The 25,607-nt window shown below is 66.4% G+C and carries 25 protein-coding genes; 8 read left to right on the top strand and 17 right to left on the bottom strand.

What is annotated here, in order from left to right:
- Positions 1-600 precede the first annotated feature (600 nt).
- Both ASD48_RS42165 and ASD48_RS21175 read right to left on the bottom strand, forming a co-directional pair.
- The gene (locus ASD48_RS42165; RefSeq protein ID WP_079073884.1) at positions 601-1,800 is read right to left on the bottom strand and encodes a site-specific integrase; all 1,200 of its coding nucleotides are present in this window, start codon (positions 1,798-1,800) and stop codon (positions 601-603) included.
- On the bottom strand, positions 1,775-2,293 hold the full coding sequence (locus ASD48_RS21175) for a hypothetical protein (protein WP_057603201.1): 519 nt from the start codon (positions 2,291-2,293) through the stop codon (positions 1,775-1,777). Before ASD48_RS21175 ends, ASD48_RS42165 begins: the two co-directional genes overlap by 26 nt.
- 187 nt (positions 2,294-2,480) lie before the next feature.
- Between ASD48_RS21175 and ASD48_RS41340 the strand changes: the two genes are divergently transcribed.
- A complete protein-coding gene (locus tag ASD48_RS41340) occupies positions 2,481-2,645 on the top strand; it encodes a helix-turn-helix domain-containing protein (protein WP_078883422.1) in 165 nt (54 codons plus the stop codon).
- Between the two features lie 109 nt (positions 2,646-2,754).
- Entirely contained in the window at positions 2,755-3,714 is a 960-nt protein-coding gene (locus tag ASD48_RS21170; protein ID WP_057603200.1) for an AAA family ATPase, read from the top strand.
- A 483-nt stretch (positions 3,715-4,197) separates the two neighbouring features.
- Here the strand turns inward: ASD48_RS21170 and ASD48_RS21165 are convergent, their stop codons facing one another.
- From ASD48_RS21165 to ASD48_RS21145, 6 genes are all read right to left on the bottom strand, one after another.
- On the bottom strand, positions 4,198-5,784 hold the full coding sequence (locus tag ASD48_RS21165; RefSeq protein ID WP_242432670.1) for a histidine kinase: 1,587 nt from the start codon (positions 5,782-5,784) through the stop codon (positions 4,198-4,200).
- A complete protein-coding gene (locus ASD48_RS45345; protein WP_242432669.1) occupies positions 5,771-6,193 on the bottom strand; it encodes an ATP-binding protein in 423 nt (140 codons plus the stop codon). Before ASD48_RS45345 ends, ASD48_RS21165 begins: the two co-directional genes overlap by 14 nt.
- A gap of 209 nt (positions 6,194-6,402) precedes the next feature.
- A complete protein-coding gene (locus ASD48_RS21160; RefSeq protein WP_242432668.1) occupies positions 6,403-7,083 on the bottom strand; it encodes a SprT family zinc-dependent metalloprotease in 681 nt (226 codons plus the stop codon).
- Between the two features lie 34 nt (positions 7,084-7,117).
- A complete protein-coding gene (locus tag ASD48_RS21155) occupies positions 7,118-10,210 on the bottom strand; it encodes an HsdR family type I site-specific deoxyribonuclease (protein ID WP_057603197.1) in 3,093 nt (1,030 codons plus the stop codon).
- Positions 10,207-11,349 (bottom strand): restriction endonuclease subunit S, encoded by a 1,143-nt coding sequence (locus ASD48_RS21150; protein WP_157880661.1) that lies wholly within the window; start codon positions 11,347-11,349, stop codon positions 10,207-10,209. Before ASD48_RS21150 ends, ASD48_RS21155 begins: the two co-directional genes overlap by 4 nt.
- Before the next feature lie 113 nt (positions 11,350-11,462).
- On the bottom strand, positions 11,463-13,895 hold the full coding sequence (locus ASD48_RS21145) for a type I restriction-modification system subunit M (RefSeq protein ID WP_079073882.1): 2,433 nt from the start codon (positions 13,893-13,895) through the stop codon (positions 11,463-11,465).
- A 369-nt stretch (positions 13,896-14,264) separates the two neighbouring features.
- Here ASD48_RS21145 and ASD48_RS21140 point away from each other — a divergent pair, with 369 nt between their 5' ends.
- Entirely contained in the window at positions 14,265-14,645 is a 381-nt protein-coding gene (locus ASD48_RS21140) for a hypothetical protein (RefSeq protein WP_157880660.1), read from the top strand.
- 267 nt (positions 14,646-14,912) lie between these two features.
- The gene (locus ASD48_RS21135; protein ID WP_057603191.1) at positions 14,913-15,161 is read left to right on the top strand and encodes a hypothetical protein; all 249 of its coding nucleotides are present in this window, start codon (positions 14,913-14,915) and stop codon (positions 15,159-15,161) included.
- A gap of 75 nt (positions 15,162-15,236) precedes the next feature.
- On the opposite strand, the gene ASD48_RS21130 is transcribed toward ASD48_RS21135, so the two are convergent.
- The 6 genes from ASD48_RS21130 to ychF form a co-directional block, all read right to left on the bottom strand.
- Positions 15,237-15,443, bottom strand: a complete 207-nt coding sequence (locus ASD48_RS21130) for a hypothetical protein (protein ID WP_057603190.1) — start codon at positions 15,441-15,443, stop codon at positions 15,237-15,239.
- A gap of 118 nt (positions 15,444-15,561) precedes the next feature.
- Complete coding sequence (locus ASD48_RS21125) at positions 15,562-15,783, bottom strand: hypothetical protein (RefSeq protein ID WP_057603188.1); 222 nt, start codon at positions 15,781-15,783, stop codon at positions 15,562-15,564.
- 264 nt (positions 15,784-16,047) lie between these two features.
- The gene (locus ASD48_RS21115) at positions 16,048-16,878 is read right to left on the bottom strand and encodes a helix-turn-helix transcriptional regulator (protein WP_057603185.1); all 831 of its coding nucleotides are present in this window, start codon (positions 16,876-16,878) and stop codon (positions 16,048-16,050) included.
- Complete coding sequence (locus ASD48_RS21110; protein WP_057603183.1) at positions 16,875-17,420, bottom strand: DUF6879 family protein; 546 nt, start codon at positions 17,418-17,420, stop codon at positions 16,875-16,877. The genes ASD48_RS21115 and ASD48_RS21110 overlap by 4 nt, the downstream gene beginning before the upstream one ends.
- Positions 17,404-17,595 (bottom strand): hypothetical protein, encoded by a 192-nt coding sequence (locus tag ASD48_RS21105; protein ID WP_030145782.1) that lies wholly within the window; start codon positions 17,593-17,595, stop codon positions 17,404-17,406. Before ASD48_RS21105 ends, ASD48_RS21110 begins: the two co-directional genes overlap by 17 nt.
- 331 nt (positions 17,596-17,926) lie before the next feature.
- Positions 17,927-19,015 carry a redox-regulated ATPase YchF gene (gene ychF, locus ASD48_RS21100; protein WP_057603182.1) on the bottom strand — a complete coding sequence of 363 codons (1,089 nt, stop codon included), beginning with the start codon at positions 19,013-19,015 and terminating at the stop codon, positions 17,927-17,929.
- 434 nt (positions 19,016-19,449) lie between these two features.
- Between ychF and ASD48_RS46170 the strand changes: the two genes are divergently transcribed.
- Positions 19,450-19,839 carry a DUF6542 domain-containing protein gene (locus ASD48_RS46170; RefSeq protein WP_057603180.1) on the top strand — a complete coding sequence of 130 codons (390 nt, stop codon included), beginning with the start codon at positions 19,450-19,452 and terminating at the stop codon, positions 19,837-19,839.
- A gap of 381 nt (positions 19,840-20,220) precedes the next feature.
- Here the strand turns inward: ASD48_RS46170 and ppgK are convergent, their stop codons facing one another.
- Complete coding sequence (gene ppgK, locus ASD48_RS21090; protein ID WP_057603178.1) at positions 20,221-20,967, bottom strand: polyphosphate--glucose phosphotransferase; 747 nt, start codon at positions 20,965-20,967, stop codon at positions 20,221-20,223.
- 53 nt (positions 20,968-21,020) lie between these two features.
- A complete protein-coding gene (locus ASD48_RS21085; protein ID WP_057603177.1) occupies positions 21,021-22,079 on the bottom strand; it encodes a 4-hydroxy-3-methylbut-2-enyl diphosphate reductase in 1,059 nt (352 codons plus the stop codon).
- A gap of 292 nt (positions 22,080-22,371) precedes the next feature.
- Between ASD48_RS21085 and xseA the strand changes: the two genes are divergently transcribed.
- The 3 genes from xseA to ASD48_RS21070 all read left to right on the top strand — a co-directional run bounded on the left by xseA (position 22,372) and on the right by ASD48_RS21070 (position 24,875).
- On the top strand, positions 22,372-23,607 hold the full coding sequence (gene xseA / locus ASD48_RS21080; RefSeq protein WP_057603176.1) for an exodeoxyribonuclease VII large subunit: 1,236 nt from the start codon (positions 22,372-22,374) through the stop codon (positions 23,605-23,607).
- Positions 23,608-23,643: 36 nt separating this feature from the next.
- Positions 23,644-23,868 (top strand): exodeoxyribonuclease VII small subunit, encoded by a 225-nt coding sequence (locus ASD48_RS21075; protein WP_057603175.1) that lies wholly within the window; start codon positions 23,644-23,646, stop codon positions 23,866-23,868.
- A gap of 416 nt (positions 23,869-24,284) precedes the next feature.
- Positions 24,285-24,875, top strand: coding sequence for a malonic semialdehyde reductase (locus ASD48_RS21070; RefSeq protein WP_057603174.1), 591 nt, complete (start codon positions 24,285-24,287; stop codon positions 24,873-24,875).
- A 180-nt stretch (positions 24,876-25,055) separates the two neighbouring features.
- Here ASD48_RS21070 and ASD48_RS21065 read toward each other — a convergent pair whose 3' ends face one another.
- The gene (locus ASD48_RS21065; RefSeq protein ID WP_057603173.1) at positions 25,056-25,580 is read right to left on the bottom strand and encodes a DUF4245 domain-containing protein; all 525 of its coding nucleotides are present in this window, start codon (positions 25,578-25,580) and stop codon (positions 25,056-25,058) included.
- Between the last annotated feature and the right edge of the window lie 27 nt (positions 25,581-25,607).

The raw sequence follows: 25,607 nt of genomic DNA, 5'->3' as shown, positions 1-25,607 counted from the left end.
GGCGACTCGGTCATCCGGATTCCTTACGGCGGGGGCTCGATGCGCTCCATGAACACACGCGGCGGGCGCGGGAAGGATGCGGGACTCACGGGCGGACGGCGCCGGTGGCGGCGCTCCACCGAGCGGGACGGCCCCCCGGCCGCGCGGGAGACTCCCGCGCCACGGTCCCTCTCAGGTCCGACGGCCCCATGGGAACACGCGCCTTGCGGGCCCGCATCCTGTGCGCGCGGAGACGGCGGGGGCATGTCCCGTCAGGTGGTGCAACCGGGGATGCCCCCATCGAGGCAGCCCAGATGCTCGTGTCGCCGACTCGGCTCATCCGGCACGGGACGGGGAGAAGAGGTGAGAGCAGATGACGAAGGGCAGGGAAATCCGGCAACCATCCGGCACAGGAAAACGCCAGAGGCCCACCCGCAATGAGGTGGACCCCTTCTGACCTGCATGTTTGATAGATCAGTAACGTGATGCCATGGCATCCGCTCAGACGTTGAAGCGGAACGTTCATGGAACCCCCTTCTGCCCAGTATTCCCAAGGGATTCCACCCCTGGAAGAGGCCTAGGGTCAGCACCAAGTCAGCACGGTGTCGAGCAGTCAGCACGTCACGCCGCCAGCGCCGTCGATGGCTCCGCCGCCTGGCGGGGAACCGACGGGCGCAGCGCCTCCTGCATGACGTCGCGGCAGCGGTCCCACGCCTCCGGGACGAGGTGCCCGTACGTGTCGACGGTCGTCTTGATGTTGCGGTGCCCGAGCCAGCGGCTCACCTCGTGGATCGGGACGCCGTTCGCCAACGCCGTCGAGGCGAAGAAGTGCCGCAGCGAGTGCGGCGTGTACTTCGGCTTCCCGTCTGGCGTCGTCACTCCGGCGACCTTCAGTGCCTTGCGCCAGTGGTAGCCGTACGTCGACGCCGTGGGCATCTTGCCCTTTCCGCGCTCACGCGGGGCGAACAGAACCTCCAGGCCATCGAGTACGACCGTTCCCCAGCGCTTTAGGTGCAGTCCGATCTCCTGGTCGAGGAAGGTCGGCGTGGGTACGTCTCGGAACTCCTCCGCCGTGCGGTGCTTCAGCGGCACGAAGCGGGTGACGCAGTCGCCCTGATTCGCCTTGGCGCTAATCTGGCGGCGCAGCCGGAGGAAGCCGTCGCGCTGGCAGTCGACCGAGAAGCCGAGGGTCTCGCTGATGCGCAGCCCCGCACCCGCCTGGAGCCATACGGTGAGCCGGTACTGCTCGGACATGGCCGCTGCGATGGCGTACACCTCGGCCAGTGTCGGGATCTCGTCGGGATCGACCGCAGCGCCCGCCGCCTTGAGCGGCGGCACCTCGTCGCACGGACTGTCGGGTATCCGGCGCTCCTTCACGGCCGCCGTCATCATGCTGCGCAGGATGTTCAGGCGGTCGTTGACCGTCGCGGCCGTCAACCCACGGCCGACCATCGAAGCCTGGAGCTTCTTCACGTCCGCGACGGTCAGGCCGGCGAGGGTGCGGGAGCCCAGCTCCGGTATCAGGTGGTTGGAGAGGAAGCCCTGGTAGTTGCGCCGCGTGGACTCGTTCACCTGGTGCTGCTCCAGCCACTCCTCGGCCCACTTGCGCAGCGAGATCTGGCCGAGCTGGGGGTCGATGTAAACACCCTGCCGCTTGTCGTTCTCCGCCTTGACGCCGAAGCTCTCGGCTTCCTTCTTCGTGGGGAACGACCTCTCCCGCTGCCGCGCGCTCCTCCCTCCCGGCTCCCGGTAGCGGACCGTCCACCGGTGCCCGCACCGGGTCTTGTTCCGGCAGTCACACTTCTTCAGTACCTGCGCCACTCTTCATCCCCCTGAGTGTCTGTACGGCCTTGTCCGTGAGCTGTCCGCCCGCTTTCCCTTCGACCTTCGTCAGGAACCCCCTCTGCCGGGCGGCGCGCAGGTGCCCCTTCACGGTGGCTGGGTTCAAGTCGAAGCCCACCGCCAGGCGTTGAGCCGGGGCACGCTCCCCCGCATCCACGAAGTGCACGTAGAGGGCAGACAGCACCGCCAGGCGCTCGTCCGTGAGACCGCTCGGGAGAGAAGTCAGCCGCTTGCCAAGCTGGCGGATATCCATGTCAGCAGCCTTCTCAAGGGACCGCATCGCGGCGAAGTCCCGACTCGGCGTCGTATTGATCCGCCGGAGAACGGTGCTGGAGATACCCCGCGCGACCTCCTGCGGATCAGCGTCGTCCGCAGGAACCACATGGACCTCACGCGGCCCTACCGATCCGCTGGCGCCCTCGGGCCAGTACATAGTCACCACCCATGCACCCGTGCGCTTGATGACGGTCACACCATTCCACGGTTCGGGTGCTGGTGGCTGAGGTGTCGAGTTCATATCCGAACCGTAGGCAGGCGCCACAGCATCGTCAAGTCCGGATGTGACAGATCCGGACTTGACCACGCCGATCTTGCGCGCTCAAGATGTTCAGGTCCGCCCATGCATCGACAGGAGCCCGCCTTTGCGCCACCACCGCCTCATGACCGTTGACGAGCTGGCCGAGTACCTGGGCAAGAAGCCCGCGTGGATCTACAACAACCACCGGACGCTCGGCATCCCGTCCCGGAAGGTCGGCGGCAGCCTGCGCTTCCGACTGTCAGAGGTAGACCGCTGGATCGATCGGGAGTGCCCGGTCTCGGCCTGACGGGGCCTCCCCATTCCCCACTGACCGAAAGGAGGTCACATGATCCCGTCGCTCGGCGGGAGGACGTCGGCGCACCTGAGCGCCGCACACGGAAGGACGGCCACCCATCATGGGAGCCATCAAGGACAAGGGACTCCAGCTCCACCAGATCGAGCGCGTCCCGTACGAGGAAGCGTTCCTCATCGGTGATCTCCTCACCACCCGGATCACCATCCTGTCCGGAGAACCCAAAGCCGGTAAGACCCTGCTCGCCGTAGGCATGAGCACCGCCCTACTCAACGGCGATCCGACGTTCCTCGGGCTCCCCGTACACAAGAAGCTCGACCACATCGTCTTGGGCCTCACCGACGACGGTGCGCCGGCCGAACTGAAGGAGCGCATGGACGGCGCCGTTCCCTACGACTCCGTGACCGTCTTCCCTTTCTCCGACACCGGAGACCCGTGGTACTGGGCAGGCATCTACGAGGACCTCGCCCGAATCAAGCCCGGGCTCTTCGTCCTGGACAACGTCATCGGGGCACTCGCCCCCGGCGAAGACATCGCGTCATCCGTCACCGCGCAGCGCCTCGTCAACAGCCTCCGACCGATCAGCGATCTCGGCATCCCAACGCTTCTGGTCACCCACACCCCCAAGGGGACTGGAGAAGGAATGAGCGTTGCGTCCTCCCCGATCGGAGGCCGCGCCATGGGCGCCGCCGCCCGTGGCCTCATCGCCCTGCGCAACTCCGGCAAGCAGGGACGGAGGCTCCAGACGGCCAACAACCGAGCTATCGAAGAACTCGACATCCCCGTCGCTGTGCGCCGCGCCTCCCCGGAGAACGAGATCCCCATCTGGGAACGTATCGAGCCCGGCCTGAGGGCCATCAGCCGGCCCAAGGCGGGCCCATGGGATGAAGCCCTCATCGCCCGCGTCCTCGAAGAGCAGCCGCAAGAGACAACCATCAAGGCCCTTGCGAACAAGTACGCACAGGATGCAGACAGGAAGCCGGAGACCCTGCGCCCCAAGCTCAGCGCCGCCCTCACTCACGTCGGCGGCAGGTGGGTCCGCCGAACTACCGAAGCGGCGTAAGCCGTGGTGGTGGTGATGCCGCTCCCTTATAGAAATGCTCACCACCACCAGCTACCTCGCTCCGCTCGGCAAGCCTCGCTCCTCCCCCCTACTTACGTAAGTACGCCAGCTCTATGGACGCTGGCGGCCTGCGGCCGACCAGAACACAGTCCACTGGAGAACTGGAAAGCCGGGATCCTGAAAGTGATGGTCCCCTCAAAAGGGGGCCATCTACAGGGGCAAGACGGCTTACGCGCTGACGAACAGCGGCGAAGCCGGAAGCCTGTGCAGCGGCGAAGGAGGTCAGCCAGGATGCGGCCAAGGCCGCTCTTCAGGAAGACGGCTTGCCCGGCCTGACTTCCCCTTACGTACCAACCTCTTCGCCGCTGCCTTCCTCGGGGCCGCGGGGCGACCCTCTCGTCAGGAGCTGTCCAGACTCACATCCTGCCCTGACGCCGTTGACCTTCCCCGTCGCCGCGTACGACCGTCGGCCCAGTCCGGGCCTCACGGGGTGGTGGCAGCTCCAATCGATCCGCTGTCCCCAGTCCTCGCCACCGGCACCGTGCCGTCGCTGACCAGGTCCACGACCGCATCGGCGTGCTCCCTGATCAGATAGTCCATGGCGTGCTCGGTCGTCGACTGGTACTCAAGCTGCTCGCTGTAGAAGCGGAGCCGTTCCTGAGCGTCCTCGATGATCTCGCCCCAGGTGCGCACCCAGATCCGGTACGTGGGCTGATTGACGGCACATCCGGGCATTCGGTCAGGCTGGTGGGCGAGTTGGCGTAGGCCGTCTTCCATAGCATTGCCGACAAGCCAGAAGTCCCAGGTCACCTTGGGGTCCCGGAACCTGTCGTCGTTCATGACCGCTTGCGCGTAGCTGTTGATCTGCGAGAACTCGGCCATACCAAGGGTGACGCTCGACCTCTTGAGTTCCACCACGAGATGGTGGCGCTCCCCTTTCCTCTGCCGAGCGGCACGGGACAGCATCAGGTCGACGATGCTCTTCCTCCCGTCCTCTCTCAGAACGGGGTCCGGAGCTGGCGCGTCCCGGCCGAGCAGACGGCAGTGCTGCCTCAGCACCTCGTTCAGGCTGCGGTCACTGGCGTGCAGTCCGTACTCCTCGCCGAAGATCCAGCACTCGTTCTCCAGGATCCGGTGCAGCTCGGTACGTTCCTTGACCCGCCCCTTGGCCACGGGCTCGAAGACGAGGTGCTCCAGAGCCGACAGGAAGTCGAGACGTCCGGTCGTCGCTGTCGACGCCTTGATCAGGGCAGACAGCGGCGTGCGGTCCAGCAGTCGACTGAGTTCTGTCTGCTCCTGCTTGGAGAGCGCGAAGAGCTCCTCGGCGATGCGCAGCACTTCACCCGGCTCGTGGGTCAGGACGGAGCGCAGGAGCGCGAAGGACACCTTCTGTGCCCTCTTACTCGCCGGCAGGTGCCGGACGACCGCCGTCGCCACGGCGTCGAAGGTCTCACGCTCCGCACGCTCCTGGTCGTTGGCGGGCTCGCCCATGTACGGGTAGAAACCTTCCGCACGCCACTGGTCGACGAGCTCACGACGACGTTCGTCGGCACGGGAGCGGAAGTGCTCACGCATACGCTCCCGGGCTTCGGCCAGCACCTCGGCAGCAGGCCCCTCCGGTGTCCAGTCGGCAAAGGCGAGGTCGCCGACCGAATCGTCCTCGAACCCCGACCAGGACAGGTACGCGGTGAAGTGGAAGCCGGGAGCCTGAATCTCCGGCTTCAGCTGCGCCAAGGACATGCCTCGGCCGTCACACAGGATCAGAGCCCGGGAATACGGACGCGACCATTCGATGATCTTCAGCTGAGCCGGCGGGTGAGAGCTGCCCGGCGGGGCCGCCACCTCGTACGTATCGACGTGAACCTGCTCCGACGCCGGGTCAAGCCGCGTCCCGTCGTAGGTGATGCAGATGTCCGGGTACGCCTCCAAGTGAAGCGCGAAGGCAGCGGTGAGTGCGGTACGGGCGGCGTCCTCGGTCAGCTTCTGGAGGTCCTCCCCGCCGAACGCCTCGAAGGCCGTCCCCGTCGCGTCGGTCGTCGGCTCGGGATCGCTGACGTCAAACTCGTCCATGGAGCCGCGGTCGGACTCGATGACCACACGACGGCAGATCCCCCTGCATCCCGCTCACGCTGGTCCAGCGCACCTCGCTGCCGAGCGCGAAGGCCCGGACTCGGCCCCGACCGTTCTTCCCGTGTAGCACGCGCTTCTTGACCTCGCTGACCTGCGTGCGCTTCTTCCAGGACGTACCGATCTGCTCGAAGTAGTCGCTGCACTTCTCCGCCGCAATACCAGTGCCGTCGTCGATCACGGCTACTCGGTCGACTCCGTCGAAGTCGTTGCGCTCAAGCACAACGGTGACGTTCTCGGCGTCCGCATCGAGTGAGTTCCAGATCAGCTCCTCGATGGCTCCGACAGGATGGCGCAGGCGTGCCAGCTCCTCGACGTGCCCCCGCCCTACGGTCAACCGAAGCTTCGCCATGGGGTCAGCACCTTCCGCGTCATCGTCTTTTGATGGAACCGAGAGGGAAGCTGGACGCCTCCCCAGTCATTAACTCGGATACCTGATAAACGTCACTCGACATTTTCGAGCAACGGAAATGCGTTCACGACCGCCCTGCTCTTCAGGGCAGATACGAGACTGTTGCCGTGGAGAAGGCCCTGTCCGGCCACGGAAAGTCCTTGGTGTACTCAACGCCCCATCCACAGCTCATCAGAGAGCGGTGCAGCGTTCAGGCCATCACGGCGACTACGCCAGTCCGGCAGGAAGCCGTCCATCAGCTGGGCGAAGCGCTGGCCGTGTCCCCGTTCGAGATAGTGGACCATCTCGTGAACGACGACGTACTCAAGGCACTCTGGATGCTTCTTGGCCAGTTCGGAGTTGAACCACAGGCGGCGGGTCTCCCGGTTGCAGGAGCCCCACTTGGTCTTCATCCGGCGGATACCCCACCACGGCACTGAAACCCCGAGCTTCGTCTCCCAGCGCTCGATGAGCGCAGGGATCGCCTGACGGAGTTGCTCACGACACCACCGGTCGAGCAGGTCGCGACGGCGCTCCTCACCTGTCCCGCTCGGCACGTAGAGCAGCATTCGGTCGCCGTCGATTTCTACATGCGGGCGTCCCGGTCGCTCGATGACCTTCAGGCGTCGTCGCACACCCCACACGTAGTGGGACTCTCCGCTGACCATCTCGCGCACTGACTGACGCTCAGCCGAGCGCAGTTGATCCTGCTGACGCTTGATCCACGGCAACCGCTGGATGACGGCCAGGCGGACCTGATCGTCATCCAGCTGCTGAGGCGCGGCCACCCGGACGCGCCCTATGGGGGGGTACACGCCGATGTGCAGGTTCTTGATGTCCTTGTAGACCACGTGGACGTCAATGCCCCGGACTGCGAGACGGGCGCTAGTGGTACTCATGCCTTGCCTTCACCAGTTCAAGGAGCTCATCAAGCCGGTCGAAATCGTCGGGCAGCGCTCGCTTCAGCGCGTTCCGAACCTTCCGCTCCCTTAACGGGTTACCCACCCATGCATGCGGCTTGGAGTGGAGCACCGCGGTGTCGACCTCGACAGCCAGTCGCTCATCAGGGAGGAAGAAGTCGACCAAGGCCCGCTTCGCCCCGTTATTGGCCCAGGCGGGGTACTTGTACGTGTCGTCGGACTCTCCTCTGCCGAGCTGCGCGGCAGTCTCCAGCAGTTTGGCGAGGTAGTCCTGGTACTCGATCGCGCCCTGGCGCCGCTTCTCGATTATGGCGTCGAGCAGCTCCGACATCTTGTCGAAGTACTTCGGGTTCGTCGCATGCTCTTCAATGATCAGCTTGCGCATGTTGTTGGCGACCGTCTCGGCGACGGCCTCAGGGCTGCTCTTGATTCCCTTTGGCAGCTTGTCGAGGGCCCCGGCACCCAGTTCGACGATGAGTTGAACGAGGCCGGTGTCCTCGAAGTCGGACACGGTCTCGGACGCGTCCGCCTGGATGTAGGTGTCCAGAAGGAACCGCATACCGGCCTCGTACTGCTTGAAGTCAACGTCCTCGCCGGCTCCGAGCTTCACCTCGTCGCGGACATCCGTGTAATGCCGGATCTCAGCGCGGATGTCCTGGGCCTCCTGGCTGGTGTATCCGGCGGCTTCCATGTCGTTGGCCAGGTTGGCGAAGGCCCGCGTAACCCCGGCAACGGCCTTATAGAGCTCGACACGCTTGGGCTCGTTGGCCTTGAGCTGCTCGGCATTGCCGGGATCGGCCGCACAGAAGTACTGCTGGTACTGGAGCGTGTTCCGGGGCTGCGCAACCACCTCGCAGAGCGCGCGGATTCGTTCCAGCGCTTCGTCGAGAGCCTCTCGCCCCTTCTCGATCCGGTCAGTCAGCAGGCCCTCGATGTCCTGTGGTTCGTACCCGTCGAGTGCACCAGACGTGTAGTCGGTGATGGCGTCCTGAAGGGAATTGAACAGGTCGCGGTAGTCGACGACGCAGCCGAACTCCTTGTCGTCTCCGTCGAGTCGGTTGACCCGGCAGATCGCCTGGAACAGGCCGTGATCGCTCATCTTCTTGTCGATGTAAAGGTACGTGGCACTCGGCGCATCGAACCCGGTCAGAAGCTTGTCGACGACGATGAGCAGGCGCATGCGGCTGGGCTCCTCGACAAACTGCCGCTTGACCTCTTGCTCAAACTGGTCGACCTTCGTCATGGCGGCGTCTTCGGACTCGCCGAAGTGGTCAGCGAGCATCTTTCGATAGATGTCGTACTGACGCAGCTTCTCCGTCTGGCCTGCGCCGGAGTCCTCCTTGGAGATATCTCCGGGACTCGGGGCGTAGCTGGTGACGATGGCGCACTTCCCTCGGAAGCCCGCGTTGCAGAACAGCTCGTAGAACTTGCATGCCTGGTAGATGCTCTCGCCCACGAGCATGGCGTTACCACGCCCGTCCATCAGGCGGGGCTTGCTCTCCATGTCGAGCAGGATGTCCTGCACGATCTGCTTCGCCCGAGGCTCGGAGGAGACGACCTTCTGTATCGTGCCCCAGCGCTTCTTCAGCTCTGCCTTGGACAGGTCGGTCATGCCGCGGGTCTTGGCCTCGAACCACTTGTCCACCTGCGCCGGCGATGTCAGGTGCTGGTCGATGGAGCGGGCTTCGTAACAGAGGTCGAGCACGACGCCGTCCTCGACGGCCTCGTCGAACTTGTAGGTGTGGATGAACGACCCAAACTTCTCCATGCTGGTGGCCTTGTCCGTCTTGAGCAACGGTGTCCCCGTGAACCCGATGAACATGGCGCCCGGCAGCAGGTCCTTCATCGCGTCGTGCATCTTGCCGGACTGAGTGCGGTGGGCCTCGTCGACGAAGACGAAGAGGTTGCCCTTGGCTTTGAAGCCCTTGGGGATCCTGGCTTTGAGCTCTTTGATGAACTCGTTGCTGGCCTCGGATCCATCCTTACCATCCGCCGAGCTACCGAACTTGTGCACGAGGGAGCAGATGAGCCACTCGGTAGACTTGTTCAGAGTGTCCAGCAGGTCCATACCACTACTGGTGCGGTAGATCTGCTCGTTGACGCCGTTGAAGACCTTCTCGATCTGCTCGTCCAGCTCGGTGCGATCGGTGATCAGCAGGACTCGGGCGTCGTTTTGGTGCTCCCGGATCCACTTCGCCAGCCACACCATCGTGAGCGACTTCCCCGACCCCTGGGTGTGCCAGATGATGCCGCCCTCGCGACGGCCAATGCGTTCCTGGGCAGCCTTGACGCCGAAGTACTGGTTGTGACGGCACGCCTTACGGACACCGGAGTCGAAGACGGTGAAGTCATGGATCAGTTCAAGCAGCCGCTCCTTACCGCACATCTGAAGCAGAGCCCGGTCCAGCGGCTCCTCAACGTCGGAGGGCTCCTTCCACTGCAACCAGTACTTCTCAGGCGTATCGATGACGCCGTAGCGCAGGCCCTCCACGTCGTTGCCAGCGAGCACGAGCTGGACGGTAGAGAAGAACGACCGGATGAACTGAGGCTTCTGGTTGCCGATGCTCTGCCGGATACCCTCGCTCACGGCCACCCGGGAACGCTTCAGTTCCAGGGTCACCAGAGCCAGGCCGTTGACATATAGCACGATGTCGGGTCGCTTCGTCTGCTTCCCAACAATCGTCACCTCCTCGACAACGACGAAGTCATTGGCCTGCGCGTCGCTCCAGTCAATGAGCCAGATCGTCTCGTACTGCTCGCCAGCACCTGGCTTGACCTTGACCCCGTAGCGCAGCAACTCATAGACGGCACGATTCGCCTCGTACAAGTCACGACCGCCGCCAAGTGCGGCGGCCTTCTTCAGGTGGTCGATCGCTTTGCTGATGAGAGTGCTGTCGTAGCCGCGAGCACGGAGGTTCGCCTCCAACAACTCGAACTCGATGTTCGAGTTACCGGTGCGGTACTCCCAGTTGCCAAGGTAGCGGTAGCTCAGCTGCTCCTTGAACAGCCGGACGACCCGCTTCTGGGCCTCGCGCTCGACCTGCCCAACATCGCTCATTCGCTGCTCTCCCCCTGAACAGGCAGGCGCGTCCGTCCGGTTAGGAGCTCCTGCATCATGCCACGCTTGATTTCCCGAGCTTTAGCGAGCCGGGCCCTGAGAAATTCGATCTCTTCCTCGCTATCGTTCAGAACGGCGACGGTCCCCTGCTGCTCCTCCAGACACGGCAGAGCCAGGGCGAGGTCGAGGAATTTACTCTTAGCGATGTTATAACGAGTCGCACCCTGAGCCAGAGACGCGACCGACGCCCGACCGACACCAGACCTAAAGAAGTAGGCCAAGAACGTCGGATCAACAAGATCTGGCCGCCGAATCCGATAGCCGAAACAAAAGCTGTTGAGATATGTGTTCGACCCAGCATCGAAATCGACAACAGCGGCCAGGGCCACCTCTTCGGGCGTCTCGGAAGACCCATTGAACAGAACGTCCCCACGCATCACTCTATGCTGCGGCTCAGACTCGTGGACGCGGACGCGTCCAAGCTCAGGCGTCATCAGGCGAACGTTATTTACGACATCGAGAAACGTCACGAAGGCAGCCACGCCTTGACCGAAGTCGCCTTTCCTCTTACCCGTAAGCCCTCCGTACACCATACCGAGGTCACGCAGTCGAGTTTCCTCCCGCGGCTCGGAGAGATCAGAGCGGCGCACCCTTCGGGTGAGGAGCCGCTGCATGATCCCCTGCTTGATCGCCTGCTTCTTGGCGATCAGAAGCACCAAAGACGAGATCAACCGCTCGACATCTTCAAGCGTATCAGCGATTGCACACTGCTCAGACTTTGACGGAACCGGAATTTCCAGTTTAAGCAAGTCGCGCGTGTACACGGCGGCAACACTCGTTGTACCGGTCGCCAAGTTGCGGATCGCTTCAATGCTTTCTGCGGAATTCAGCGCGTACCCAAAGTACCGCGAATCACCGCAGTACTCAGACTTGAATTCGAGCTTCAGAATGTTGGAGTTGTAGTACGCAACCGGAAGTTCGTCACGCCAAATAGAGACTTTCCCGACAAGGTCGAGTGTATTCCTGGTATTAAAAAGCACGTCACCGTATCGCAAACGGTGCAATGGGCTAACCGCTTCCGAGTCCGGGATGTACTCAATGCGCGACAAGTCGATGTTAACCCGCGCAATGTTTCCCATCTTGATGAGCGGTCGCCTAGACACAGACCCGGCGTTCCTATAGTTGCCACCCAAGCGCGGTTGGGCAATAACCCCAGTCGCCAACCGGGGCCAAGGCGAATTTTCAGAGGTCATTACATAACCCCCATGGCGGAAAGATGACGTGCCACCTTAGCCTCGATATTTTCCAAATCGGCTTTGATAGCGTCAACTGTTTCTGCGTAGCGCTTGCCGAGTTCCTTAATCCGCCCCACCAGCGTAAGCGTCAGCGATTCAACCACCTGAGCAACACGGTCCGTGACCGTAGCCTGCCACTTGTCGTTAAGCGTAAGTTGTTTGATCTCAGACTCGGCGAGCTCGCCGTACTTCTTCAGCGTGACAAGACTCAGCGCAGCTTCCGCCTCCTTGGCCGCCTTCTTCGCTACCGCCTCCGCGTTGTACAGGTTGATGAGGTGTGACAGGGAGGCCACCTCGTCTGCATCCGTACCTTCGTGTCGCGCCTTTTTCAGGCGGGCCGAAGCGAGTGCCTTGTTGATCTTTTCATCGTCCATCGCTTCCGCCAGTAGCCCGCCCTCAACGGCATGCTCCTCGACGTACTCCTCGACCAGGCGACTCGCTTCCTCCGATAGCGAAATGAGCTCATCGACCTCAGCGCGTTCCTTGGCGAAGTAGCGCTCAACGATCAGATTCGGTGGGAGGAGATCCATCTTGTACTTCTCGGCACTGCGGCCCGTACCCACCACGAGGTCAGGGGTCTCGGACAGCTTTCGGTCCTTGTCCACCACGATCTGGCGCGGCTTAGCCGCTTCGAGCCAGCCGTCGTTCATGACCATGAAGACGTCATCGTGCATGACGTCGTGCCAGTACGTCATGAGCTGTTCGTAGACGTCGTACTCGTCCAGCAAGGGAACTGGTTTGAATCGGGCCAGCAGGTCGTCGCCGAGAACGGCAATCAGGTCATTTGGCCGAGTAGTCTCGTCGATCCCTTCGAGCCTCTTGCGATGGGCGGCGAACCACTCAGTGGTAAGCTCCCGGGCCTCTTGGGTGAACTTCTGGAACTCGGGCGAATCAAGGATCGCCTGTTGAACCTGACTGACGTCGATGGTCAGGTCACTGTAGCCAGGACGGTTCAGCCGGAACAGTTGGTCTCGCAACTGCGGGAAGGCATCCCAGTAGCCACTGAGCGCGTCGAGATCGCGGTTCGGGATGCCGCCGTGCAGGTGTGCGTGGAGGTCCTGGATGTCCTCGGGCTCGGAGGAGTCGATGTATCGGGGGATGTTGAGGTTGTAGTCGTTCTTCGGGTCGGCGATCTCTGATAGCGGGACCATGCGCGAGTAGCGGTCAATCGTGGTCTGCCGGGTGAAGACGTCGACGATCTTGTGGATGTCCTGGCTGCGGAGACGGTTCTTGTTGCCGTCCTTGATGAAACCCTTGGACGCGTCGATCATGAACACGCCGGTGCGGCCGACGGCATTCTCCTTGTCGAGCACGATGATGCAGGCAGGGATGCCGGTCCCGTAGAACAGGTTCGCGGGGAGACCGATGATGCCCTTGATGAACCCTTGCTTCAGCAGGCGCTGACGGATGTCGGCTTCGGCGTTGCCTCGGAAGAGCACTCCGTGCGGGAGGATGACCGCCGCCTTGCCCGTGCTCTTGAGTGACTTGAGGATGTGCAGCAGGAAGGCGTAGTCGCCGTTCTTCTCCGGTGGCCGGCCGTACTCGAAGCGGCCGTACTCCTGCTCCAGCCCGTTGCTCCAGGACTTGATCGAGAACGGCGGGTTGGCCACGGCGAAGTCGAACGTCTGGAGTGCGTTCCCGTTGGTGAACTGAGGGCTCGTGATCGTGTCGCCCTTGAGGATCTCTGCGTCTTCGTTCCCGTGCAGGATCATGTTCATCTTGGACAACGCCCACGTGGCGTTGTCCTTCTCCTGGCCGTAGATCGTGATGCCTCGCGGAGCCTCGGCCGCGACCTTCAGAAGCAGCGAGCCTGAGCCACAGGTCGGGTCGTAGACCGTCTGGTCCTGGCGAGTGTCCTTGGTGATGCCGACCACCTTGGCCAGAACCCGCGAAACCTCCGCGGGCGTGTAGAACTGCCCCTTGCTCTTGCCGGACTCCGTGGCGAAGTGGCGCATCAGGTACTCGTAGGCGTCACCAAGAAGGTCGTCACCCTCCGCGCGCGAGCCGCGGAAGTCCAGGTCACTGAAGATCGTGACCAGCTTGGAGAGCCGGTCCTGGATCTCCTTGCCCTTGCCGAGCTTCTCCTCATCGTTGAAGTCGGCGAGGTCGATGACGTTGCGCAGGTCGTTCGCCTCGGCGAGACGACTGACGATCTTGTTGAAGCGGTCGCCGATCTCCTTGTCCCCCTTGGCGGCGACCATGTCGTCGAAGGAGCCGCCGGGCGGGACGTCGATGAGACTGTCGGGGTCGGCCTTGGCCTTGTCGGAGACGTACTTCACGAAGAGCAGCGTGAGGATGTAGTCCTTGTACTGACCGGCGTCCATCCCGCCGCGCAGCTCGTCGCAGCTCTTCCAGAGCGAGCTGTAGAGGTCTGTCTTCTTGAGGGCCAAGGCTCTTCTTCCCGGTATGTCATGGCGGTCGCGCGGGCCGCCAACCCTGATGCCTGCGGCGTGACGCACGTCGCGCGGCCGTTTCCAGCCGTCGATGCGAGTTCCACGCAAGCGGCAGCCGAGTCCACGCGGGAAGCGTAGTAGAGAAAGCGGCCGAGCTGCCCTCTATGGGAAGAGAGGCACCTCGCGGCCGACGCCAAGCAGAGCCGCCCGGCGGGCGGGCCACAGAGCGAGGATGGCAATCCGCTGCGACGGCCAGAGGATGTACCTTCGCGAAGACTCGAAGACGTACGAGCGCCACGGAACCTGATCGGGCGATGTCGGGTGATTGCCTGACAGGTGAGGGACGGGTCCGGTAGATCTGTGCGCGTGACTGACTCCACGCCCAGCGAACCCATCCCCGAGGACGGCGAGCCCACCGCTTTCGCCAAGGCGAAGGGCTGGGTCAGCAAGCACAAGCCGAAGATCCTCGCCGTGGCCGGCACGGTCGGCAGCGCGGCTCTGGCCGTCGCCGTCCTGGCCGCTAGGCATGCCGAGGAACAGAACGTCGCCGAGGAGTCCCAGGACACCGGGTCGGCCGCTGACTCTGCAGAGGAGAAGGAGCAGCGGAACCCGCCCACCAAGCACAACGTCGCCCCGCACAAGAGACGGCTCGCAGACGGCCGCGAGATCGACGTGTCGGGTTACGAGCGGGGCGGCTCCTCGGAAGACGAGGACGAGGACGAGGACCCCGGCGAAGCCGCGGCCTGAGCGCTTCTCATTCCTGTGCAGTGCCGGCGGATGCCCTGCAGAACGGTTGGATCGCCGCTGACCTGCGGCTTCTATCGCCGCTGGAGGGAGCGCCACAGCTGCCCCGTCGCCCCTGGAACCGTGGCAGAACCCGAGCTGCTAAGACGCGGCGGCCGACGACGGGCCCCTTCGGGGGTCGTACCCCCACCCCCGCTCTCACCTCTGGCTCTTCACGCCGCCCGCCGCCGTCCGTACGATCCGCGCACGATCAAGCTGACGTGGGCCCTGGTGGCCGAGCACGTGGACGAGTGGACCGGGGACGACGCGGCGCAGGGCGCGGCCGTACTCGAAGCCAGGGTGGGGGCCTCGGTCGAGGCGAGCGGCATGAAGCCGGAGGCCGTGCAGCATTGGCGTACGGACTTCCTGACCCCCGTGGTCACGTCGCTGCGCACGGAAGGCGCGGCAGCTCTCGCCAGGGGAGAATCATGGAGCCGGGCGGCCGGGCCGTTCATGGCCTGCGCATCCCCGCTCAGCTGAACACCGCCCGTCTCGTGAGCCAGGCAGGCTGACCGGCTCGCCGAGTGGCGCGGAGCCTTGGAGCCGCGATGAAGCTCAGGCTCCAGCTGTGCGCCTTGCGGCGCGTTCCTCCTTCTCCCGGAGCATCGCCTGGTAGGCCGCCTCCACCTGTTCCGTCGGGAAGCCGAACCTGTTGAGCACCCACCAGACATCCTCGGCCGTCGGCTCCGGGGCATTGGCCAGCTGTTGTTCGATCCACTCCCCCTTGGTCATCGTCTTCTTCGGCTCGGAACGCTTCGCCATGGGTTTCGTCCTGTTCGATCTCATACGGAGGCCCGTGTCTGTGTCGCGTGCTGGGGGCCGTCGACGTCGCCTCCAGCGCGTCTGACGGCAACTGAAGCAAGGGACGCTCGGGTCGCCGTCACCCCGCCCGCACCACCAGAGCGAACGACGTGCACACCCGCCTGAATCCCTCGTGGGTGGTGCGTCCCGTGTGCCCCATGCACTCGATGTCCACGGCCGCCCCGTCCTCGGAAGGCGTCGCCGACCAGTCGCAGCGGAGGCACTCGGCCTCGAACGTCACGTCGGTGTCTGGGTGCTGGGTGATCCGATGCGTGACGTACCGCAGCACAGCGCGGGGCATTACTCGCCCCCGTGCGCGTCCCGCAGGTGTGCGCGCAGGGTCACGTTCATGTCGGACACTTTGGAGTAGTCCCAGACCGACCCGGCGTTGGCCCGTTGTACCGCGAGGCCGAGGCAGTCCCGGCAGCCCGGGACGGGTTCCGGCCGTGCCGGCGATAGGGAAGAAGCCACCGGCTCCGGCAGCGTCGACGGTTCTCCGTGCATCTCGTACGCCTCCCCGCATCTCGTCGAGAAGGCCATGGTCAGCCGGTCCGAGGGGCCGAAGCTAGGGCGTTTCCCGTTCGTGCAAGAACGCGTCTCGGATGCCCTCGACTAGGTCGCGCATTGCGTCCCCGGCAAGGGACACGGAGGCGAAGCGGGCGAACTTCTCGACGTACAGGGAGACGTCCCGTGGGTCGGTGACGACCACCTCGGCGTGTGTCATCTCGACCGTCACCACACGGTCGTCCCGGATGACGAAGGAGTGACCGGGCACGTCGCGCTGCGGCGCGTCGAGAGGGACCACGCGCACGTCCACGTTCGGCAGGCGGGACACCGACACGATGCGGTCCAGCTGGCCCGCCATCATCGCGGGCGGAAGGAGACGCCAGCGCAGGACGGGTTCCGTAACCACGAAGTGCAGGGCTTTGCTGGTGTCGTACAGGACGCGTTGCCGCTCGATCCGGGCGGAGACCGTGCGGGAGAGCTGTTCGTCCGTGAGGCCCTTCGGCTCCAACACTGCCCGGATGTACTCCGGCGTCTGGAGCAGACCGGGAACCAGGGACGGCTGGAAGAGGCGCAGGAGCGTCATCGAGGACTCCAACGCCCTGATCTGCTCCTGCTTCTTGTGGTAGCCCATGCGCCGAAAAAGGCGCCATGCGATTGCCTCTGTGGCCTGTGCGCGGGCTACAGCGAGGTACTCGGCCTTGATCTCCGGGGACACGTCCAAAGCCGTGAGGATGCGTTCCACGTCCGCCGTCGCCGGGGCGACACGGCCGTTCTCGATCTTCGACAGCTTGGCGGTCGACATGACTGCGCTGCGGGCGACAGCCTTGGCCTCCTTGCCGGACGCCTGCCGCAGCGCCCGCAGCGCGGCGCCGAGTTCTGCCTGATTCACGCTGCTCCGTGCTTCCCCCACCACTCGGTGAAGGGCACCGACATGGCCAGGGCGACGCTTCGATACGTCGCGTACTCGGACTCCTCGCCCGTGGGCAACGCCCCCGGTGCCGGGACGAACGTCGGCCCGGTGAACGCGCCGTTCTCGTCGTAGTTGAGCACCACAGGCTCGCGGCCGTCGAAGAGCCAGAAATCGGGCACACCCTCCAGCGGATTCGGGTGGTCGGTCGTGTCGAGGATGTGGAACTCCTCACCCGCCGTCATGTTCGTCTGGTAACCCCAGCTCAGCTCGTAGCGGAGGTACGGCGTGAGCGGGCGGGACAGGACGTGGACGCGCACCATGCGCTTACCGCTCTCCGTCGCCTTTCGCACGGTCTCCAGCCAGTCTGCGTTGTAGTCGGCGGGCTTGGTCTCCCCCGCGAGGAAGGCACGGAAGGCGGCAGGGTTGCCCGAGTTGCTGTAGTCGTCGAGAGTCTCCAGCCGGAACGCCTCCTCCTGGAAGGTGGAGAAGCGGGCAGCCAGGTCGTTAGATGCGCTGATCACGGATTGCCTTCCGGATGAGGTCCATCGGGATTTCCACCAGGGATTCGCCCTCCGGCACGTCGAGACCGTGTCCCGTCGGCACGCCTCCCTGCACGATCAGGGTTCCCTTGTCGGTCGCATACAGGGTGGGACAGTCCCCGTTCTCACAGGTGGTGGCCAGCTTCGTCAGCCTCATACGGTGCCCCCTCGTTCCCGTGCTCCGGTGTCCCGTTCATCGTTCCCAGCCGGCGGCTTGCACAACAAGAGGTTCGGGTTTCCAGAACGGGAAACCGGTCCGCCATCGCTTCGTCCGGGTCAATCCCTTCGGCTGTCCTCCCCTCTCCCATCGGAGCCCCAGGTCAGAGCTTCTGAGAGTCGCCGCCAGGGTCAGCACCAAGTCAGCACACGACCCAGAAACAGCCTGAATCCGCAGGAGAAAACAGGAAGGGGCCAGACCCGATGATCTGGCCCCTGACCTGGGGATTCATGCCCTGACCAGCCGCGTTAGCCGATCAAGGAATCAGGCACTACACGTTGAAGCGGAACTCCACCACGTCGCCGTCCTGCATGACGTAGTCCTTGCCTTCCATGCGGGCCTTGCCCTTGGCTCGGGCCTCGGCGACCGAGCCAGTCTCCACCAGGTCGGCGAAGGAGATGACCTCCGCCTTGATGAAGCCCTTCTGGAAGTCGGTGTGGATGACACCGGCGGCCTCGGGCGCGGTGGCGCCCTTCTTGATCGTCCAGGCGCGGGACTCCTTGGGACCTGCCGTGAGGTAGGTCTGGAGGCCGAGGGTGTTGAAGCCGACGCGGGCGAGGGTGGCGAGGCCGGGCTCGTCGGCGCCGACCGACTCCAGCAGCTCCATCGCGTCCTCCTCGTCCAGCTCGGCGAGGTCCTGCTCCAGCTTGGCGTTGAGGAAGATCGCCTCGGCCGGGGCGACCAGCGCGCTCTGTTCGGCCTTGAACTCCTCGTCGACCAGCTCGTCCTCGTCGACGTTGAAGACGTAGAGGAAGGGCTTGGTGGTGAGCAGGTGCAGGTCGTGCAGGAGCTCCTCGCGTCCGGAGCCCTGGGCGATGCCCGCGGAGAAGAGGGTGTCGCCCTTCTCCAGGATCGCCTGCGCCGCCTCGACCGCAGCGACCTTCGCCGCGACCTCCTTCTTGATCCGCGACTCCTTCTGGAGGCGCGGCAGGACCTTCTCGATCGTCTGGAGGTCCGCGAGGATCAGCTCGGTGTTGATCGTCTCGATGTCGTCCTTGGGCGAGACCTTGCCGTCGACATGGACGACGTTCTCGTCCTTGAAGGCACGGATGACCTGGCAGATCGCGTCGGACTCGCGGATGTTCGCCAGGAACTTGTTGCCCAGGCCCTCACCCTCGCTCGCGCCGCGCACGATGCCCGCGATGTCGACGAAGTCGACGGTCGCCGGGAGGATCCGCTGCGAGGAGAAGATATCGGCCAGCTTGGTGAGACGGGCGTCCGGGACGCCGACCACACCGACGTTCGGCTCGATCGTGGCGAACGGGTAGTTGGCCGCCAGCACGTCGTTCTTGGTCAGGGCGTTGAACAGGGTCGACTTGCCGACATTCGGCAGACCGACGATTCCGATCGTGAGCGACACGTTGCGACTTCCCGTGGTGAGAGGGCCGGAAGGCCAGTTCCCGTAGTGAGAGGGCCAGAGGCCAGAGAGCTGACCGGTCCCCCAGTTTACGGCGTGCCCGGCGCCGCCCCGGCGGACCTGTCGAACGCATGGCCAAGCTCGGCCCGTCGGCGTGTCCGACACCCGATTCGGCACATAAACCGACCTAAGTTGGTCCGGTGGAGCAACACAGGACGCGCCCCCCGGCCCAAGGCACCCGCCGCGACTCGCCACCCCTGCCGCCTCAGGCAGGCCGCGAGGCCGGCCGGGAGCCGGGCCGCAAGCAGCCGCGCCCGGCGGGTGGCCCCGGCCGGGCCGGCGCCCCGCGCTCCGGCGGGCCCCGCCCCGCCCCCGCCGGGCGACGGCCGACGCCTCCCCTGGAGCGGACTGCACGGACGGCCCGGACGGCGCGCCGGATGCCGAACCCCCGGCTCACCGGGCTCGGCGGCGGGCTGTTCAGCGGGGTGCTGATGTTCGGGATCGGCTGCCTGGACCAGCTGCTGTTCGGCGCCTCACTGCCGGTGTACAGCGTGCTGTTCCTGCCGGTGTGCCTGCTGACCGCCCTGTGGGTGCGTGGGGGCGACCTGCTGTCCGCGCCGGTCGTCGTGCCGATCGCCTTCGCCGTGGGGCTGCTGCCCGTGTCCGAGGGCGGGAACGGCATCGGGGCGCGGCTGATGGGTCTGGTGACGGCACTTTCCACCCAGGTCGGCTGGCTGTACGCCGGGACGCTCCTGGCGGGAACGGTCATCCTGGCCCGCGGCCTGCACCGGGCAGCCGCCCGCCGGCACAACGCGCCCCGCCACTAGCCACGACGTAGCGCCGCCGACGGCAGGTCGCCAGGCAGCGCCACGACCACCACCGTCGACCGCAAGCCCGCCCGGCTACCGGCGGCCGGTCGGCCCGGCGCACACCGCCCCCCACCGGCCACCGCGCCGCACCCCTGCCGGGCGTCGAGCCCGCCCAGCCACCACCGACGACCGCCGGGCCCGCTGGCTGCCCGACTACCGGGCTACCGGGCCGTCCGGCCGCCGGGCTACCGGGCCGGCTGGCTACGGGCGGGCCCAGCCGCCCCTGGCCGCCGCCGACGGCAGGTCGCCAAGCAGCGCCGTCGGGTACCACCGCCGGGCCGCCGGGCTTCGGCTGCCGGGCCGCCGGGCGGTCGGTCGGGCCCCCGGCAGGCCGGGGGGCTAGTCCGCCTTCGCCGCGTGCATCGCCGCGCCCACGATGCCGGCGTTGTTCTGCAGTTCGGCCGGGACGATCTCCGCCCGGATGCCTTCGATGAGGTGCAGGAACTTGTCGGCCTTGCGGCTGACGCCGCCGCCGATGATGAACATCTCGGGCGAGAAGAGCATCTCGACGTGGGCGAGGTACTTCGTGACCCGGCGGGCCCAGTGCTCCCAGGTCAGCTCGCCGTCCTCCCTGGCCTTGCTGGAGGCACGCTTCTCGGCGTCGTGCCCGTGCAGCTCCAGGTGGCCGAGCTCGGTGTTGGGGACGAGGACGCCGTCGACGAAGAGGGCGCTGCCGATGCCCGTGCCGAAGGTCAGCAGGATCACCGTGCCGCTGCGGTCGCGGCCGGCCCCGAAGGACACCTCCGCGACGCCCGCCGCGTCCGCGTCGTTGACCACCGTCACCGGCAGGCCGCCCAGCCGCTCGCTGAAGAGGGCACGCGCGTCCGTGTCGATCCAGCTCTTGTCGACGTTGGCCGCCGTACGGATCGTGGAGCCGCCGGTGACCACGCCCGGGAAGGTGAGGCCCACCGGTCCCGTCCACTCGAAGTGCTCGACGACCTGCCGCACACCGTCGGCCACGCCCTCGGGCGTGGCCGGTTGCGGGGTGAGCACTTTGTGGCGCTCCTGAGCGAGGTCGCCCCTGTCCAAGTCCACCGGGGCACCCTTGATCCCGGAACCGCCGATGTCCACGCCGAAGATCTGCATGGCCCTACGTTACGACGGTCGACTGACCGTCACTCACTCGGCCGAGGTGTCGGTCAGCTGTCCGCCGGACCGACCCCCGTGTCGGACGACGTGCCGGACGCGGCCTCGGACGCCGTGCCGCTGCCGCCCCGCTGGGCCGCCAGGGCCGCCGCCTCCTCGCGCAGGTCACGGCGGAGCTCCTTGGGCAGCGAGAAGGTGATGTGCTCCTCGGCCGCCTTGACGAGCTCGACGTCGCCGTAGCCGCGCTCGGTGAGCCAGGCCAGGACCTCTTCGACGAGGACCTCCGGGACGGAGGCGCCGGAGGTGACGCCCACCGTGGTCACGCCCTCCAGCCACGCCTCGTCGATCTCGCTCGCGAAGTCGACCAGGTAGGCCTCGCGGGCGCCGGCGAGCTTGGCGACCTCGACGAGCCGCACGGAGTTCGAGGAGTTGCGGGAGCCGACCACGATGACCAGCTCGGCCTCCGCGCCCATCTGCTTGACCGCGAGCTGACGGTTCTGCGTGGCGTAGCAGATGTCGTCGCTGGGCGGGGAGATGAGCTGCGGGAACTTCTCCTTCAGGGCGTCGACCGTCTCCATGGTCTCGTCGACCGAGAGGGTGGTCTGGGAGAGCCACACGATCTTCGACGGGTCGCGGACCTCCACCTTGGCGACGTCCGCGGGGCCGTCGACGAGCTGGATGTGCTCGGGGGCCTCGCCGGAGGTGCCGATGACCTCTTCGTGGCCCTCGTGCCCGATCAGGAGGATGTCGTAGTCCTCGCTGGCGAAGCGGACGGCTTCCTTGTGGACCTTGGTGACCAGGGGGCACGTCGCGTCGATGGTGGCCAGGCGCCCGCGCGCGGCCTCCTCGTGGACGACGGGCGCGACGCCGTGCGCCGAGAACATGACGATGTTGCCGGGCGGAACCTCTTCCGTCCGCTCGACGAAGACGGCGCCCTTCCGCTCCAGGGTCTGCACGACGTACTTGTTGTGGACGATCTCGTGCCGGACGTAGACCGGCGCCCCGTACTGCTCCAGGGCCTTCTCGACGGCGATCACGGCACGGTCGACGCCCGCGCAGTAGCCCCGGGGAGCGGCGAGCAGGACACGGCGGCGGCCAGGCGAAGCAGTCATGCGTCCCATCGTAAGGCCGCGCCCGAGGGGTCGGAGATCACCGCTTTGGGGAGAGTGGACGGACCGGCGGTGAGCCGAGGGGGGTGGCCGGTACCCGACGCGCGGAGGCATCGATGTCCGACACCGCCGGCACCGGCACCGGCACCGGCACCGGCACCGGCACCCAGGACCGTCCGGCCCGGGAGGGACCCGGACACCTGCGGCGGAGCCTGGCCCCGCCCCGGCCCCCGCCCCTTCTCGCCGCGGGGGCGGGACCCCCGGATTGTCGGTGACGGCCGATACGCTCGGGCGCATGGCTGTGAACACGTCCGCGGACGCCCCGCTGCCCGTCGGCGAGGTCTCGCGGCTCATCGGAAGCTGGATCGACCGGCTCGGCGCGGTGTGGGTCGAGGGGCAGATCACCCAGTTGTCGCGGCGCCCGGGTGCCGGCGTCGTGTTTCTGACGCTGCGGGACCCGTCGCACGACATCTCGGTGAGCGTGACCTGCTACCGGCAGGTCTTCGACGCGGTCGCGGACGTCGTCGGGGAGGGCGCGCGGGTCGTCGTCCACGCGAAGCCCGAGTGGTACGCGCCGCGCGGCCAGCTGTCGCTGCGGGCCGTCGAGATAAGGCCGGTGGGGGTCGGCGAGCTGCTGGCACGGCTGGAGCAGCTGAAGAAGTCCCTGGCGGCGGAGGGCCTCTTCGCCCCCGCCCGCAAGAAGCCGCTGCCCTTCCTGCCGCAGCTCATCGGGCTGGTGTGCGGACGGGCCTCCGCCGCCGAGCGGGACGTCCTCGAGAACGCCCGGCACCGCTGGCCCGCCGTCCGCTTCGAGGTGCGCAACGTCGCCGTCCAGGGCGTGCACGCGGTGACGCAGGTCGTCCAGGCGGTGAAGGAGCTGGACGGCCTGGACGAGGTGGACGTGATCATCGTCGCGCGGGGCGGTGGAAGCGTGGAGGATCTGCTGCCGTTCTCCGACGAGCAGCTGGTCAGGGCGGTCGCGGCCTGCCGTACGCCGGTCGTCTCGGCGATCGGGCACGAGCCGGACAACCCGCTCCTCGACCATGTGGCGGACCTGCGCGCCTCGACGCCGACCGACGCCGCGAAGAAGGTCGTGCCGGACGTCGGCGAGGAACTGGAGCGGGTGCGGATGCTGCGCGGGCGGGCGCGGCGGTGTGCGCAGGCGTTCCTGGAGCGGGAGGAGCGCGGGCTCGCCCACGCCCTCGCGCGGCCCGTGATACAGGATCCGCACCGGATGATCGACGAGCGGGCCGATCACGTCTCCTCGCTCGTCGACCGGTCGCGGCGCACGCTCGGGCACCTCCTGGACCGCGCCGACTCCGAGCTGACCCACACGCACGCGCGCGTGGTGGCACTCTCACCGGCCGCGACGCTGAAGCGGGGGTACGCCGTGCTCCAGAAGGCCGACGGGCACGTCGTCCGGGATCCGGCCGAGGTGACGGCCGCCGAGACCCTGCGCGCGCGGGTCGCCGAGGGCGAGTTCACCGTCCGGGTCGGCGACGTCGACCACGTCGACCACGTCGACAACTAGGCAGCAACGTCCACGACGACCACTGGGATTGGGTGCATGACGAGCAAGACGGACGAGGCGCTCGGCTACGAGCAGGCCCGCGACGAGCTGATCGAGGTCGTGCGGCGTCTGGAGGCGGGGGGTACGACGCTGGAGGAGTCCCTCGCCCTCTGGGAGCGCGGTGAGGAACTGGCCAAGGTGTGCCGGCGCTGGCTGGAGGGCGCCCGGGCGCGGCTGGACGCGGCGCTGGCCGAGGAGGGGGAGACCGAAGAGGGGGAGTGAGCCGGGCAGACCCCGGCCCAGGATGCCGTGGCCCGCGCTGACACAACGGTCCCCCGAGGCGGCACCCCTGTGCCGCCTCACCTGCGGCAACCTGGCGCCCCCGACCCGCGAGGCGGAACTCTCCCGTCTCGCGGCGACGGAGGCCGCCGACCTGCAGGGCGGGACTCTCGCGGCGGCCGGGCGCCGCCGACCCCGCGAGACGGAACTCCCCCGGCGCCCGCGCACCCCCGACCCGCGAAGCGGGACTCTGCGGCGGTCCGGCTCAGCCGCCCCCCTACAGCGGGGCTGTGAAGCGGATCACCTCGGTCCGGCTTTTGTTGAAACTTGAACCTTCCCCGCGTACTGTCAGTGCCGTCAGCCTATCCGGACCGCGGTCCGGTACGGGATCCGGACGCCACCACCGAGGAAGTTCCCGCATGTCTCTCGTTCTCGACCCCACCGCCCAGGACCTGCTGTTCCGCGAGGCCCACACCGCGAACACCTTCACCGACGAGCCGGTGACCGACGAGCAGGTCCAGGCGATCTACGACCTGGTCAAGTACGGGCCGACGGCGTTCAACCAGACCCCGCTGCGCATCACCCTGGTCCGCTCCGCCGAGGCCCGCGAGCGCCTGGTGCGGCACATGGCCGAGGGCAACCAGCCCAAGACCGCCACCGCCCCGCTGGTCGCGATCCTCTCCGCGGACAACGAGTTCCACCAGGAGCTGCCGACCCTGTTCCCGGCCTTCCCGCAGGCCAAGGAGCTGTTCTTCAGCGAGCGTCCGGCCCGTGAGGGCGCCGCCGCGCTGAACGCCGCGCTCCAGGCCGCGTACTTCATCATCGGCGTCCGCGCCGCCGGTCTGGCCGCCGGCCCGATGACCGGCGTGGACTTCGAGGGCGTCCGCAAGGAGTTCCTGGACGACGACCACACCCCGCTGATGGTCGTCAACATCGGCAAGCCGGGCGAGGGCGCCTCCTACCCGCGCTCCCCGCGTCTGGCGTACGACGAGGTCGTCACCACCGTCTGACCCGTCCGACCCGTCCGAGCCCGGTCGGGCCGGTCAACCGGTTCGGACCGGTGACATGCGAAGAGGCCCCCGCCGAGCTCGACGGGGGCCTCTTCGCATGTCACTTCACGTCACGTCGCAAGTCACCGCGCGAGACTTCCTCGATGCCTCCTCCGGCGCCTCTCGCAGGTCGGAGCGTGCTCACGCCAGCTTCAGCGCGCCGGCCATCGCCGACAGCTGCTCGAAGGACCCCGTGCCCGCCACCACGGTGGTGGAGCCCGTCTCGCCCTGGAGAACGAGCGCGTCGTAGCGGCCGCCGGTGTAGCGGGTCCAGGTGCGGCCGCCGATCTGCTCGGTGACCTTGGTCGCCTTCGATCCCTGGCTGGCCTTCTCGACGAACTCCGAACGCTGCTGAGTGGACTGCTCGATCGTCACGTACTCCCCGTCGGGAGCGTGGAAACCGAGGTGCCATGCGTCGAATTCGTCGCCCTGGAACCGCACCGAGGTCGCCTTCCAGGCCTCGGACAGGCCTTCGGGCGCGGCCACCGGGTACGACGCCGCGCGACGCGCCGTGAGGAGCTCGACGCGGTAGTCGACCTGCCGGACCTCGGGAGGGCGATCGTCGTGCGGGACGAAGAGGTAAATGACCCACGCCGCGATCATGATCACCCCGAGGGAGAGGATCATGTCGCGGGCCGTCTTCTGCTTGCCGTTCGAACCTGCCACGCCCCCTATCGTCGCAGGTGCCCGGGG

Source organism: Streptomyces sp. Root1310, from assembly GCF_001426425.1.
GTDB lineage: Bacteria > Actinomycetota > Actinomycetes > Streptomycetales > Streptomycetaceae > Streptomyces.
This window is presented reverse-complemented; position numbering and strand designations above follow the sequence as displayed.

Bases quoted from the DNA above. Each gene is read 5' to 3' on its own strand.
- ASD48_RS45345 (WP_242432669.1), bottom strand. From the start codon at position 6,193: ATGGCGAAGCTTCGGTTGACCGTAGGGCGGGGGCACGTCGAGGAGCTG.
- ASD48_RS46170 (WP_057603180.1), top strand. From the start codon at position 19,450: ATGCCGAACCCCCGGCTCACCGGGCTCGGCGGCGGGCTGTTCAGCGGG.
- ASD48_RS21165 (WP_242432670.1), bottom strand. From the start codon at position 5,784: ATGGACGAGTTTGACGTCAGCGATCCCGAGCCGACGACCGACGCGACG.
- ASD48_RS21170 (WP_057603200.1), top strand. From the start codon at position 2,755: ATGGGAGCCATCAAGGACAAGGGACTCCAGCTCCACCAGATCGAGCGC.
- ASD48_RS21150 (WP_157880661.1), bottom strand. From the start codon at position 11,349: ATGGGAAACATTGCGCGGGTTAACATCGACTTGTCGCGCATTGAGTAC.
- ASD48_RS21075 (WP_057603175.1), top strand. From the start codon at position 23,644: ATGACGAGCAAGACGGACGAGGCGCTCGGCTACGAGCAGGCCCGCGAC.
- ASD48_RS21125 (WP_057603188.1), bottom strand. From the start codon at position 15,783: ATGCCCCGCGCTGTGCTGCGGTACGTCACGCATCGGATCACCCAGCAC.
- ASD48_RS21105 (WP_030145782.1), bottom strand. From the start codon at position 17,595: ATGAGGCTGACGAAGCTGGCCACCACCTGTGAGAACGGGGACTGTCCC.
- xseA (WP_057603176.1), top strand. From the start codon at position 22,372: ATGGCTGTGAACACGTCCGCGGACGCCCCGCTGCCCGTCGGCGAGGTC.
- ASD48_RS41340 (WP_078883422.1), top strand. From the start codon at position 2,481: ATGACCGTTGACGAGCTGGCCGAGTACCTGGGCAAGAAGCCCGCGTGG.
- ASD48_RS21085 (WP_057603177.1), bottom strand. From the start codon at position 22,079: ATGACTGCTTCGCCTGGCCGCCGCCGTGTCCTGCTCGCCGCTCCCCGG.
- ASD48_RS21130 (WP_057603190.1), bottom strand. From the start codon at position 15,443: ATGGCGAAGCGTTCCGAGCCGAAGAAGACGATGACCAAGGGGGAGTGG.
- ppgK (WP_057603178.1), bottom strand. From the start codon at position 20,967: ATGCAGATCTTCGGCGTGGACATCGGCGGTTCCGGGATCAAGGGTGCC.
- ASD48_RS21070 (WP_057603174.1), top strand. From the start codon at position 24,285: ATGTCTCTCGTTCTCGACCCCACCGCCCAGGACCTGCTGTTCCGCGAG.
- ASD48_RS21155 (WP_057603197.1), bottom strand. From the start codon at position 10,210: ATGAGCGATGTTGGGCAGGTCGAGCGCGAGGCCCAGAAGCGGGTCGTC.